At 58.8% G+C, this 12,981-nt stretch carries 10 protein-coding genes; 9 read left to right on the top strand and 1 reads right to left on the bottom strand.

Features of this window, described 5'->3' with window-relative positions:
• Nucleotides 1-59: 59 nt before the first annotated feature.
• The 7 genes from ACVI1L_RS41280 (at nucleotide 60) to ACVI1L_RS41250 (ending at nucleotide 9,364) form a co-directional block, all read left to right on the top strand.
• The gene (locus ACVI1L_RS41280; RefSeq protein WP_456785424.1) at nucleotides 60-1,184 is read left to right on the top strand and encodes a glycosyltransferase; all 1,125 of its coding nucleotides are present in this window, start codon (nucleotides 60-62) and stop codon (nucleotides 1,182-1,184) included.
• 23 nt (nucleotides 1,185-1,207) lie between these two features.
• Nucleotides 1,208-3,061 (top strand): asparagine synthase (glutamine-hydrolyzing), encoded by a 1,854-nt coding sequence (asnB, locus tag ACVI1L_RS41275; RefSeq protein WP_456785423.1) that lies wholly within the window; start codon nucleotides 1,208-1,210, stop codon nucleotides 3,059-3,061.
• Nucleotides 3,062-3,083: 22 nt separating this feature from the next.
• Nucleotides 3,084-4,208 carry a class I SAM-dependent methyltransferase gene (locus ACVI1L_RS41270; protein ID WP_456785422.1) on the top strand — a complete coding sequence of 375 codons (1,125 nt, stop codon included), beginning with the start codon at nucleotides 3,084-3,086 and terminating at the stop codon, nucleotides 4,206-4,208.
• Between the two features lie 7 nt (nucleotides 4,209-4,215).
• Complete coding sequence (locus ACVI1L_RS41265) at nucleotides 4,216-5,094, top strand: NAD-dependent epimerase/dehydratase family protein (RefSeq protein ID WP_229190128.1); 879 nt, start codon at nucleotides 4,216-4,218, stop codon at nucleotides 5,092-5,094.
• A 34-nt stretch (nucleotides 5,095-5,128) separates the two neighbouring features.
• Nucleotides 5,129-6,175, top strand: a complete 1,047-nt coding sequence (wecB, locus tag ACVI1L_RS41260) for a non-hydrolyzing UDP-N-acetylglucosamine 2-epimerase (protein WP_283070132.1) — start codon at nucleotides 5,129-5,131, stop codon at nucleotides 6,173-6,175.
• Nucleotides 6,176-6,312: 137 nt separating this feature from the next.
• Nucleotides 6,313-7,617, top strand: coding sequence for a nucleotide sugar dehydrogenase (locus ACVI1L_RS41255; RefSeq protein ID WP_229190130.1), 1,305 nt, complete (start codon nucleotides 6,313-6,315; stop codon nucleotides 7,615-7,617).
• A 373-nt stretch (nucleotides 7,618-7,990) separates the two neighbouring features.
• Nucleotides 7,991-9,364 carry a D-glucuronyl C5-epimerase family protein gene (locus tag ACVI1L_RS41250; protein ID WP_456785421.1) on the top strand — a complete coding sequence of 458 codons (1,374 nt, stop codon included), beginning with the start codon at nucleotides 7,991-7,993 and terminating at the stop codon, nucleotides 9,362-9,364.
• A 264-nt stretch (nucleotides 9,365-9,628) separates the two neighbouring features.
• On the opposite strand, the gene ACVI1L_RS41245 is transcribed toward ACVI1L_RS41250, so the two are convergent.
• On the bottom strand, nucleotides 9,629-10,990 hold the full coding sequence (locus ACVI1L_RS41245) for a hypothetical protein (RefSeq protein WP_456785420.1): 1,362 nt from the start codon (nucleotides 10,988-10,990) through the stop codon (nucleotides 9,629-9,631).
• Between the two features lie 465 nt (nucleotides 10,991-11,455).
• Between ACVI1L_RS41245 and ACVI1L_RS41240 the strand changes: the two genes are divergently transcribed.
• Nucleotides 11,456-12,517, top strand: coding sequence for a Gfo/Idh/MocA family protein (locus ACVI1L_RS41240; RefSeq protein WP_050383792.1), 1,062 nt, complete (start codon nucleotides 11,456-11,458; stop codon nucleotides 12,515-12,517).
• Nucleotides 12,514-12,981, top strand: a complete 468-nt coding sequence (locus ACVI1L_RS41235) for an acyltransferase (protein WP_057020455.1) — start codon at nucleotides 12,514-12,516, stop codon at nucleotides 12,979-12,981. The genes ACVI1L_RS41240 and ACVI1L_RS41235 overlap by 4 nt, the downstream gene beginning before the upstream one ends.

Genomic DNA, 12,981 nt, shown 5'->3' with positions numbered 1-12,981 from the left:
TTCGGCCAGGCCGATCGTCGCAATCCCGGATTGGTTGCGTCAGAAGGGGTGGACGCGCGATGAGAATTCTTCACGGCCCCTTCAACATCGGCAATCAGCCTTGGTCGCTCTCGCGCGCGGAACGGCGCCGCGGCAACAGCAGCGACCTGGTGGTAAGAAGCGGCACTTGGTTCAAGTATCCGGCGGACCGGGTCTTGTACGACGACAGCACTAGCCGATTTCAAAAGACGCTTCGCAGTGCCGCTTTTGGGCTGTTGGCGCTGTTTCGCTACGATGTCCTGCACTACTACTTCGGCTTGACGTTCCTGTATCCGGGATTTCCGTTCCCTGAAACCACTCGAAGGGGCCGCCTGCTCAATCTTCTGGCGACAATTGATCTCAGGATAGCCAAGCGTCTCCGCACCAAGAGATTCATGACGCTTCAGGGGTGCGACGCGCGACTGGCAGGAGAGGGTAACAAGCGAAATCAGTGGACCATGTGCAGCAAGGGCCGCTGTTCAGCGTACGAGACTTGCATCAGCATGCTGGACGCGCGGCGTCGACACCTGATCGACCACGTTCTGCCGCTGTTCGACCGGGTGTTCTATCTCAATCCGGAACTCGGCCACCTCGTCCCGACGGGGCAGTTTCTGCCCTATGCCAATGTCGAAATCGACAAATTTGCGCCTCAGTACCCATCGCCAAGAGGCAAGCCCAAGATTGTGCATGCTCCCAGCGACGGGAGTATCAAGGGTACCCAGCTCATTCTCGATGCGCTGGATCTCTTGAAATCGAGATTTGAATTCGAGTTGATCCTGGTCGAAAAAAAGACCCACGAGGAGGCGCTGGCCATCTACCGGTCGGCCGATCTTGCCATTGACCAGGTGCTTGCAGGTTGGTACGGCGGCTTTGCCGTTGAGATGATGGCGATGGGGAAGCCGGTGGCATGCTACATTCGGGAAAGCGACCTGAAATTCGTGCCTGAAGCGATGAGGGACGATTTGGCGATTCTGAACATCGATCCCGGACGGCTTGCCGAGGATATCGCTGCAATTCTGGAACGCCGGGACGAGTGGCCCGAACTGGGAAGAAAGGCCCGTCGTTACGTCGAGCGCTGGCACAACCACGATCATATCGCCGATGCGATGCTTGCAGCCTATCACGATACGCACAGCTTGTTTGTGCTGACCCCCGCCGGTTCCTGATCCGTCGCGCTGGCCAGATTCACATGTGCGGTATCTCCGGCATTTTGCATTTCGGTTCGTGTTCGGACGCGGAATTACGCATTCGGCGAATGACATCGAGTATTGAGCATCGGGGCCCCGACGACAGCGGCTATTATTCCTCACCCGACGTCGTGCTCGGCTTTCGCCGCCTTTCGATCGTCGATCTTGCGACAGGCCACCAGCCGATGCGCAACGAGGATGGGACCGTTTGGGTGATATTCAACGGTGAGATCTACAATCACCGTGAGCTGCGCAAGGAGCTCGAGGCGGCTGGCCATCGCTTTATGACGGATCACTCGGACACGGAAGTCCTGGTCCATGGCTGGGAGCAATGGGCGACGAATTTGTTCTCGCGGCTCAACGGTATGTTTGCCTGTGCGATCTGGGACGAGAAGCAAGGCGAACTTGTCGTGGCCCGCGACCGCTACGGAATCAAACCGCTTTACCTCTCAAACTTGCCCGGCGAGGGTGTGGTCTTCGGTTCAGAGGTTCGCTGCCTGCATTCCAGCGGTCTGGTCCAGAAGGCCTTTGATGCGTCCGCAACGCTTGAATATTTTACACTGATGAATAACTGGAACGGGCGTACTCCGTTCCGCGACGCTCGGCTTCTGCAGCCCGGCACTTTCGAGCGTTTCGCGAGAGGCCGCCACTCCCGCGGAACGTACTGGTCGGCGTCCTACAACCGCGTTTACTCGCCCAGCCTGTCGCAAGCCTCCGGCGAATTCGCCGAGATCGTTCAGGCTGCGCTGCGGCGACAGTTGGCCGCCGATGTTCCGGTGATGACCTATCTTTCGGGCGGGATCGACAGTTCGGCCATCACGTCCGCCGCCCACCAGATCGATCATAATGTGCGGGCGTATTCCTGCATTTTCGACCTGGAGAATGTCGGAGCGGATAGCTTTGTCGACGAACGGGATTTCTCCCGTGCCGTTGCCAAGAGCTTGGACATCGAGCGCATTGAGTTAACGGTGCCGCAGGATGCGTTGGCAACCAATCTGGACTCCACAGTCGCCGCGCTCGAATATCCCCGGATGGGCATGGCTTATGTGAACTATCTGATTGCGCGCAGGGTCGCCCAGGACGCCAAGGTCGTAATGTCAGGCACGGGCGGCGACGAGGTTACCGGAGGCTATGTAGGGAGGTACGCTATCGTGTCTCGGCCTGCATCGCTGATGCTGCGGGCAGCTCAATGGCTTCGTTCGGTCAGGTATCGAAGGCCGTCGCCGACAGATCCTTTTGCTTTGTACAGGGCCAATTTGAACGTTCCTGTTTCGGCCCAACAAATCGGAGACGCGTTCACGCCGGAGTTTCTCCGGGCCGCGGCCGGATTTGATCCAGTCGCGGCGATCAATGACGCTATCAATGCGGCGCCGTCACGAGATCCGTGGGACGTCGTGATGCACGTGGATTTTACGACCTACCTGCCAGGTCTGCTGGTCCTAGAAGACAAATTGTCGATGGCGCACTCTTTGGAAGCGAGGGTGCCGCTCCTGGACAACGAGGTTGTGGACTACTTGCTCAACGTCGATTGGAAGCTCCTGTCCGATGGCGTAACCGGAAAGATTCTGTTTCGCGAAGCTGTTCGGCCGCTCGTGCCGGAGGTCATATACCGCAAGCCGAAAATGGGCTTTGGACCGCCGGATGCTTCCTGGTACAGAGGAATCCTTCGTCCATGGATCGAGGAGCAGCTTTCGGAATCCCGAATCAAGCGGAGAGGCGTACTGCAACATGCATTCGTCCGCCGGATTCTTGACGAGCATTTTTCCGAGAAGGCTAACCACGTCGCCTTGATATGGAGCCTGTTGAGTTTCGAAGCATGGTGCCGACAACACGGCGCCTACGGCGGTCCCGTCTGATAGCGACACGAGGTATTAATTCATGCGACCTGTCGACAGTTCTCTGCTGCGGCCTGCCGGCCAGGCCTTGAACCTGGAGGTTTTCTCTCAGGCCGATGGTCATGTGCTCGAGGGTCTGCTTCGGACGCATGAGCCGTCGGTTTGGTATCCGATCTTGCAGGGAGTTCCCTGCTTCCTGGGTGGGCCGATGAAACCCGACCTGACGGACTTCTGCGCGCGCCACGGACTGAAGGAACCGGTGACGGCTCCAACACGACCGGAGGCCAGCGAACAAGCCAAGACCAACGAAACCTTTTCCGACAAGTGGCGGCGTTTCAAGCAGTACGGCTTGGAGCCCGAGCACAAGGAATTTCTGTTCGGCTGGTACTGCAAGAAGCTCGGTCTGCCGGATATTGACGCGCTTCAGGATTTCTATCGCGCCAAGCGGCGCGTGTTGGAGGTTGGGCCGGGCTCTGGGTTCAACACTCGCTTCATCGCCGAGAATTGTCCTGGCGAGGTGTTCGCACTTGACGTTTCGGATGCGGCGTTCACGACCTTCGAGAATACCCGCGATCTGCACAATTGCTGCGTGGTTCAGGCCGATCTGATGGAAGCACCGTTTCCTGACGACACATTCGATTTCATTATTGCAGACGGGGTGCTGCATCACACGCCGAACACTCAATTGGCTGTGGAAGCGCTATACAAGAAGGTGCGTCCGGGCGGACAGTTCTTCTTCTATGTCTACCGGAAGATGGGCGCTGTCCGCGTATTTACCGACGGCTACCTGCGCGAAAACTTCATGCCGCTTTCGGCGGAAGAGTGTTATGCGGCTTGCGAAGGCATCACCGAGCTCGGACGCGAATTGTCTCGCCTGAATGCGACCATCGAGCTCAAGAAACCCATTCCCGCGTTGGGAATTCCTGCAGGCAAGCACAACGTTCAACGGTTGCTTTATTACAATTTCCTGAAATGCTTCTGGAACGAAGCCTTCGACTACGAGACCAACAATATGGTCAATTTCGACTGGTATCATCCTCACAATGCCTGGCAGCACACCGAGGAGGAAGTCGAGGGCTGGCTGAAGGGATTGGGTGTAGAGTCCTACAGCTTCAACGACTCTAATCCGAATGGGATCTCCGTCCTTGCGACGAAGCCTTTAGCCTGATTTGAACATGCGGATATTGCTGACAGGGGCCACCGGGTTTGTCGGCTCTACACTTGGTCCTCGGCTAGTTGCCGCGGGTCACGAGCTCTTTTGTGTTTGCCGGCCCGAATCGCCGGTCGCTTTCGGCGACAAGGTGATTTGGGACGGGCGGGCGGAAATTGATTTCCCCAAGCTGCCTGACAAAGTCGACGTCGTCATTCATCTCGCGCAGTCGCGCAACTACCGTCATTTTCCGGCGGATGCGGGCGACATGTTTGCGGTCAACGTGGCGATGACGATGTTCCTGCTCGAATGGGCAGCGAAATCCAAGGTCAAACAGTTCTGCCTGGTGTCATCCGGAGCCGTATACGAGCCGTTCGTCGGCTCTCTGAAGGAAGACAAATCGCTGGCTCCCGCCGGCTTTTTGGGGGCGAGCAAGCTTGCGTCGGAGATCATCGCAAGGCCGTTCGCCAGCGTCTTCGCATTAAACATCTTGAGACTGTTTTTTCCCTACGGACCCGGTCAACATGGTCGTCTCATCCCGGAGCTCGTACGTCGAGTTCGTGACGGCACGGCGGTTCACTTGACCGACAACGGCGAGGGCGTTCGTCTGACGCCGACTCTTGTCGATGATGTCGTCGAAGTCATCCTTGCAAGCGTCACACATGGCTGGACGGAAACGTTGAATGTTGCGACGCCAGAGATGCTGACGATTCGTCAAATTGCCGATATGATCGGCAGGCAGCTCGGTGTTGAGCCGAAATTCGAGCTCGTCAAGACACCGTCGGCCAGCATCGTTCCTGATCTCGGTCGGCTTGCAAGCCGGTTTCAGCTCGATCGTTTCACGCGATTTGAGGACGGCTTGCGCAAGACCATAGGCGCGGATCTTCCACGCAGCACCACATGACGATCAACCCTGTACCAGTCTCTGGAGAGTACTCGTGAAGATCCTCACCATCGTCGGCGCGCGGCCGCAGTTCATCAAAGCGGCGGCCGTCAGTCGCGCAATTCGGGAAACCGGCGGGCTTACCGAAGTGATGATCCATACCGGTCAACACTTCGATGCGAACATGTCCGCAGTGTTTTTCGAAGAACTAGACATTCCTGAGCCCCGCCATCACCTCGATATCAACGGCGGTGGCCACGGAGATATGACCGGACGGATGCTGGCGGCCATTGAGCCGATCCTGCTCGCGGAGAAGCCCGACTGGGTCGTCGTCTACGGCGACACGAACTCCACACTGGCCGGGTCGCTCGCGGCCTCCAAGCTGCACATCCCGGTGGCTCACGTAGAGGCAGGGCTTCGCTCGTTCAACCGGCGCATGCCCGAGGAAATTAATCGACTGGTCACCGACCATCTCTCGACGATGCATCTTTGCCCAACCGGGACCGCCGTCGCAAATCTCGCGGCCGAAGGCGTCACCGACGGCGTTCATCACGTCGGCGACGTCATGTATGACGCCACGCTGTTCGCTATCGACAGGGCTGCAAAGAGCTCGACGATACTTTCTGATCTGTCCCTGTCGCCGAAGGAATATGCCATCGCTACGGTGCATCGCGCGGAGAACACCGATGACCCGCGGAACCTTCGCGCGGTCGTGCACTTTCTGCAGGAGCACGCGAAGCAGTACCAGATAGTCGTGCCATTGCACCCGCGGACCCGGCAGGCCGCAGCCCGAATGGGAGTGAGCCTGGATGGGCTAAGGGTTATTGATCCGATCGGCTATCTAGACATGGCGAAGCTGTTACACCACGCTACAGAGGTCTATACGGATTCCGGCGGACTTCAAAAGGAGGCCTATTTCCATCGTGTACCGTGCACGACGCTCCGTGACGAAACCGAATGGACCGAGACGATCGAGAACGGGTGGAACCGGCTCTGGAAGGGGCCGGAGCGTGCCGAACGCCGAGAGATCGGGGAATACGGGCAGGGGCGGGCAGCCTTCGCGATTTCCAGTCTGCTGAAAACCGGAATCCAGATGCAGTAATGACGTAAGTTCGACGAAAACTGCCCTCTTGGGGTTGTTCGCCGACCAAGGCTAGTCTAGGAAACCCGTGCAGGCTGTCCTTTTCTGCCATCCATTAATCCGAAAATGCCGCTATACGCGGCTCACGAGTCTCAACAATGAACTCCGACCTGATCGAGAAGCTCGACCGTAAAACGGCGAAGATTGGCATCGTTGGTTTGGGCTATGTCGGCCTTCCGCTGTTGCTCCGCTATTGCGAGGTTGGCTACCAGGTCATCGGCTTCGACATCGACCAACGCAAGGTTGATCAGCTTCAAGCCGGCCACTCCTACATCGAGCATATTCCGGCTTCGAGCGTGAAGGCTGCAAACGAGCGTGGCTTTGAAGCAACAACGGATTTTTCCAGAGCCAAGGAAGTGGACGCGCTGATTCTTTGCGTTCCTACTCCACTCAATAAGTATCGCGAACCCGATCTTAGCTTCGTGCTGAGCACGACGGAGTCGTTGCTGCCCCATCTGCACCAAGGCATGATCATATCGCTTGAGAGCACGACCTACCCCGGAACGACTGAAGAGGAACTGAGGCCGCGCGTCGAGAGCCGTGGGCTAAAGGCGGGAAGCGACGTATTTCTGGTCTTTTCACCGGAGCGCGAAGATCCCGGCAATCAAAACTTCACGACGCGATCCATTCCGAAGGTCTGCGGCGGCTGTACGCCGGCGTGCCTCGAGGCGGGCATCGCGCTCTATCGGCAGGTGATCGACAAGGTTGTCCCGGTGAGCTCGACTCAGGCCGCCGAACTCACGAAGCTCCTGGAGAATATCCACCGTTCGGTCAACATCGGCCTCGTCAACGAGATGAAGATGGTCGCCGACCGGATGGGCATCGACATTCACGAAGTGATCCGCGCCGCAGCAACCAAGCCGTTCGGATTCGTGCCCTATTATCCCGGCCCGGGAATTGGTGGTCACTGCATTCCGATCGATCCGTTCTACCTCACCTGGAAAGCGCGCGAATTCGGTATGCACACGCGCTTCATCGAGCTTGCCGGTGAGATCAATTCGTCGATGCCGGACTATGTGGTTTCGAAACTCTCGCTTGCGCTCAACCAGCGCAACAAGTCGATCAACGGCAGTTCGGTGCTTGTACTGGGGATTGCATACAAGAAGAATGTTGATGATGTTCGCGAGTCACCATCCGTGTTGCTCATGGAGAGGCTTCGGGATCTCGGCGCCAAGGTGGCGTATAGCGACCCGCACGTGGCTTCATTCCCGAAAATGCGCGCGCATTCGTTCGACCTGTCGAGCGTAGCGCTGACTGCCGACAACCTGAGGCGTTTCGATTGCGTCCTGCTCGCAACTGATCACGATAAGTTTGACTATGAGTTGATCCGGGCACAGGCACCGCTGATTGTCGATTGTCGCGGCAAATTCATTCAGTCGGCCGACAACGTGGTTCGCGCGTAAACGCGAGCGGGCGCCAGCTGTTTTGGTGATCGAGCCGAGAGCCGCCTAATAGCATGAGCAACCGGGCCGGTCGTGGCGCGGACGCTGCGATGATCGCTGCCGTCGTCGAGGCGCTGAAGGCGACGAGGTGATCGCCCGTCCGAAGCAGTTTGGGTGACGGTAGCCATCAAGCCGGTCAACTTCCGCAAGGGAATGGAGGGCTTGCGATGCTGGTGCGCGAGCACAGCCGCCCAGCCACGCCTTCACAAGCGCGTCTTCGAATCGCAGGCAGATTGGAAGCGTGTGGGGCGGTCATGGATTGCCGATCTTGGATGAGTTGTTGGCACGACCTTCCCCCGGGAGGTCTACACCTTCTGCGACTTGAGGAATTCAAATGACTAGAGCGACCGCCGCATTGTTCACGGCAATCTTCATCATTGGAGGCGCCGCCAAGGCTGAGCCAATGCAGTCGACGACGACTGAATCGTCTCCCTATCTCGGCATTCCAGCTCTCGTCGAACACAAGAACGCGCAATTCCTGCGACCTTACTTCGCTATGAGGGCCGGCTTGCGAGTGCGCTACGTTAAGAATATCTTCTCGACCTACCAACCAGACATGATGTGGTTCCCCTCGATCGAGAACGGCAGGCAGATTCTCGCCTGGCAGACATTTGACGGATCGGCCGGCCTTTACGGTGTGTTCCCTGGTAGTGAGCTTGAGCTGGTCGATGACACTTTGTACGATTTCGGGGTTGGCGCGCTCTTCGTTAAGGTCAAATCGAAGGACAAGCCGGAGAGTTACCTTCCATTGGAAACTCTTGTCGGGGAGACAGAGCCCGCAAACTCCGCGTTGTTGGCTGCTTCTGATCGGTCTCAGTTTTACAGCCATGCGTCGGTAGAGTTTGATGGCATAAGGCTTTACGAACAAACCGTCAGTCATGATCGGAAACAGTTCGAGAAGTTTGTTAGTCTGCTCGCTCGTCCAGAAGACTATGCCACTCAACTTTCCGGCGGACAGCCTGGCGGAGTTCACCCGTTGTTCGCTGCCTCATCGGTACGCGGAATGCTCTTCACTGCTCTATCGGACGGGATAGCGCCAGAGCAAAAGGCCGACGCGATCGCCTCAGCCGAGATCTTCGCCAAGCATTATATCAGTTCCGCAAAGAGGGAGGTTGCGCCCGGCGTCTTCGCTTGGCCATACAACTTCGAATGGACCATGAACTGGGGAATTAAACTGAGCCCGCCCTGGTATTCCGCGTTTGCGAATGGTCAGATCCTGAGTGTGTGTGCTCTTCTTTACCGGCTGACCGGAAAGGATGAATACAAAACTCTCGCAGGCGAGGCCTTCAGCTTCATTAAAACGCCAATATCATCTGGCGGCTCCGAATATGATGTCTCAGGGTTCAAGCTTCCGGCAGAGTACGTATACCCAACTCCACCTACGCCAAATGTTCGCGTGCTCGACGGAGAACTTGCCGCTTCGATTGCAATCTACAATGCGTCCCGCCTCTTGGGAGATTCCGAGATGCTACGGGTTTCCTTTCGATATTTCGCGAGTCTGGCCATGCAGCTGGACCTCTATACGACTGCAAATGGAGACTTGCGGTTTTCGATGTATGGCGGATCCATGCCGGATGGCTATCGTTGGCCAATGTGGGCCATGTTGCAGGAAGCAGCGATCATCACGAAGGACCGACGGTTTACTGAAGCGGCCCGCAAGCTTACACCGTTCATCGGTAAGGCTTGGTGCGACCAGTACGGGTGCTGACCGCGTTGGCTCTTCTTAACGTGGCTCCAATACGTTCAAGTGTGTCGGACCAGTTCATTTGAGCCGCTAGCAGTACGCTCAACCTGTGCTTCGTTGCTGCCGGTTTGTTTCGCCCTAAGCCTCGGCCCTGATCGGCGGTAGGTCACTTACGGTGATCCGCAAGTCTCCCGTTCCCAAAAGATGCAGGCGCATTCGTTCGACCTGTCGAGTGTGGCGCTCACTGAGGACAATGTGCGCCGCTTCGATTGCGCCCCGAGCGGCGCGCTAGCCGGCACTTGCCGCTTGCAAATGTTCGCTCATAGCGGTCGTCGACGCTGCCGTCTGGCCGAATGCTGACCGCGGCGTAATGTACCAGAGCAGGAACAGCAGACCGGTGCCGTTCGTCAGCAGAGCGGTCGAAAGCGGCACATTGAGGAGGACCTGGGGGAGCAGCCCCGCGGAGAGCAGCACGAATTGCGACGGCAATCCGGACGACAGGCGATTGCCGAGAGCAATGATCAGGCCGCAGCCCAGCGCGGATACCGGGGCGAGCACGAGGCCGACCGAAGCGACGCCTTCGGTGGCGAACAGCGAAGCATTAAAGGCGCCGAGATCGTAGGCCTTGGCCATGACGGCCCATATCGGCTCGTCGTAGGCGCAGGCAACCACGAGCTTCAACGCGTTGATCTGGCAGAAATGGGTCAGCGGGTGCGCCGAGAAGTAGTTGTTGTAGACTTCAAGGGCGAGCGACGGGATCGCAACCATCCTGGTGTTGACGGTGCCGAAATAAACCAATGCGGGCTTGATTGGCAGCACCTCGGCCTTGACCAGGAAGAACAGGATAGTGCCGATCAGGATCGGCACGAAAAACGACAGGATCGTCGTGACCCTGGCCTCAGCCAGCTTGCTGATCAGCGCGAGGAACAGCAGCCAGACCGGAGCAAACAGTGCCATCTTGGTCAGCATGATCGGGTAGAACATCAGCATCAGAAGCAGAGCGGCTCCTGCCTGCCAGATCCGCTTGCTGGCGACGAAGCAGGCAAAGGCGAACGGCAATAGCGCGTTCGAGACGATCCAGACCGCATATCGCAGGACGCCCGGCAACGCGAGCTCCGCGCGATATTTGTAGATCTCGGCGAGATCGACCAGCTTGAGGTTGTAGAGAGACCCGATGCCGATGATCGCGACTGAGGCAATCAGGATGACGGAAGGCATCATGTGAAAGGCGCGCGCCGGCATGACGACAGCCTGCCGTAGCGGCGCGGTGATGAACAGCACGGGGGCGAGGAATGCGAGCGCCGAAAGCACGATCGAGGCGAGCGCCAGGCGATGATCGTAATCGAGCACCGAAAATTCGATCAGCCAGAGATACCCCAGGACCATGATGTAGAAGTAGAAGCCGACGAGATAGCCAAAGCTGAAGCGACTGATTGCGAACAGGATGACGAGGGGACTGAACGCCAATACGTTGACGATTGCGGATGCCAGGTGTGCCTTGTCGAAGGCGATGACACCCGGGAAGGAATCGATGATCGTGATGCAGTACAGCGAGATGCAGCAAACCACGACGTGGGCATAGGCAAGCAGGGCAAGCTTGGCCTGGTGCCATCCGAAACCGGGCTCCAGCTGAATAACGCGATCGTTCATTCTCACCTACCGCCGTCTCGGGCTGCGCTTTTGGACCGTCTCGTGGATAGTCATCGTATTCGGCAGACCAACCCACGATCGCCAACCGATGCCGCCTTTGAGCCAGCGGCATGGCACGACGCCGATAAGACGACAAGAACTATGCTGATCCTTCATCCTATTATTCCTGGTTAATAACGCAAATGCCGCTTGTGCTCGGGGCAGGGGAGCGGTTGTCCCTGATCGGATCGCCGTTACCCGGCGAGGCTTGTCGCAAGGACCTTTGCCACGCTCACAAAGGCCAAGCGCGCCGAGGCCGCGCGAAATCGTGGTGCCGCGGCCGCGCCGCCTGACTGGTGCATGGCCTTGCCTTACCCCGAGTTTTCTGGGTAATGGACGTTGTCGCGCGGCTCGCAAGGCCGCTTGTTCCCTCGGCTCTTCGGCCGGCTGCAATGGCCGGCCACGAGACAAGACAGGGCCTGTTGCATGATCAGATTTGGCCTGCTCGGATGCGGGCGTATCGCCAAGCGTCACTCCGATCTCCTGGGTGGCAATCACATCGAGGGAGCGAGCCTGGTCGCGGTCTGCGATCCGATCCGCGCACGCGCCGATGCGGTTGCCGGGAAGTTCGGCGTTGCGGCCCATTACGACATGGACGAATTCCTGGCGCGGAAGGACATCGATGCCGTCGCCGTGCTGACGCCGAGCGGGCTGCATCCCGCGCATGTGATTGCCTGCGCCAAGGCCGGCAAGCACACCGTCGTCGAGAAGCCGATGGCGCTGCGGCTGCAGGACGCCGACGACATGATCCGGGCCTGCGATCAGGCCGGCGTCAAGATGTTCATCGTCAAGCAGAACCGCTTCAACGTGCCGGTGGTCAAGGCGCGCGAGGCGCTCGACGCCGGCCGCTTCGGCAAGCTCATCCTGGGGACGGTCCGGGTGCGCTGGTGCCGCGACCAGGCCTATTACGACCAGGACGATTGGCGCGGCACCTGGGCCTATGACGGCGGCGTGCTGACCAATCAGGCGAGCCACCATGTCGACATGCTGGAGTGGTTCTTCGGCGACGTGGTGAGCGTGCATGCGCGCGCGGCAACGGCGCTGGCCAATATCGAAACCGAGGATACGGCCGTCGCAACGCTGAAGTTCCGCAACGGCGCGCTCGGGATCATCGAGGCGACCACCGCGGCGCGCCCGACCGATCTCGAGGGCTCGCTCTCGATCCTGGGTGAGAAGGGCACCGTCGAGATTTCGGGCTTCGCGGTCAACCAGATCCGGCACTGGCGCTTTGTCGACGAGCTGCCGTCGGACAAGGACGTCGTGGAGAAGTTCTCGGTCAACCCGCCCAACGTCTACGGCTTCGGCCATCAGGCCTATTATCACCATGTGGTCGATTGCCTCGAGAACCAGCGCGCCGCGCTGGTCGACGGGCTCGAGGGCCGCAAGAGCCTGGAGCTGATCTCGGCTCTCTATGAGTCGATCGAGACCGGCGAGGAAGTCGCGCTGCGCTTCACGCCACGGCTGAGCCGGCTGGGCGTCGTTTCGTGAACCGGCCGGACGTGCATCAGGCCAGCGTGCGCGATGTCGCGTTCGGCGAACGCGTCAAGATCGTCGAGCCGTGCAACCTCTACGGCTGCAAGCTCGGCGACGACTGCTTCGTCGGCCCTTTCACCGAAATCCAGAAGGGCGTGATCGTCGGGGCGCGCACCCGCGTGCAATCGCATGCCTTCGTCTGCGAGCTCGTCTCCATCGGCGAGGACTGTTTCATCGGTCACGGTGTGATGTTCGTCAACGACACGTTCTCCACCGGCGGCCCGGCGCGTGGACGCAAGGAGCTGTGGCGCGAGACGGTGATCGGCAACCGGGTGTCGATCGGCTCCAATGCGACGATCATGCCGGTCAGGATCGTCGACGACGTCGTCATCGGCGCCGGATCGGTGGTGACCAAGGACATCACGACGCCTGGCACCTATGCCGGCAATCCGGCGCGCCGGCTGCTGACGAGCCAATAG

The sequence above is a fragment of the Bradyrhizobium sp. USDA 4516 genome, from assembly GCF_054055915.1.
Note: the sequence above shows the minus strand (reverse complement) of the source record. Positions and strands in the feature narration are given on the sequence as shown.

Coding starts and splice junctions, on each gene's coding strand:
- ACVI1L_RS41280 (WP_456785424.1), top strand. CDS start 60: ATGAGAATTCTTCACGGCCCCTTCAACATCGGCAATCAGCCTTGGTCG.
- asnB (WP_456785423.1), top strand. CDS start 1,208: ATGTGCGGTATCTCCGGCATTTTGCATTTCGGTTCGTGTTCGGACGCG.
- ACVI1L_RS41270 (WP_456785422.1), top strand. CDS start 3,084: ATGCGACCTGTCGACAGTTCTCTGCTGCGGCCTGCCGGCCAGGCCTTG.
- ACVI1L_RS41265 (WP_229190128.1), top strand. CDS start 4,216: ATGCGGATATTGCTGACAGGGGCCACCGGGTTTGTCGGCTCTACACTT.
- ACVI1L_RS41255 (WP_229190130.1), top strand. CDS start 6,313: ATGAACTCCGACCTGATCGAGAAGCTCGACCGTAAAACGGCGAAGATT.
- ACVI1L_RS41250 (WP_456785421.1), top strand. CDS start 7,991: ATGACTAGAGCGACCGCCGCATTGTTCACGGCAATCTTCATCATTGGA.
- ACVI1L_RS41245 (WP_456785420.1), bottom strand. CDS start 10,990: ATGAACGATCGCGTTATTCAGCTGGAGCCCGGTTTCGGATGGCACCAG.
- ACVI1L_RS41240 (WP_050383792.1), top strand. CDS start 11,456: ATGATCAGATTTGGCCTGCTCGGATGCGGGCGTATCGCCAAGCGTCAC.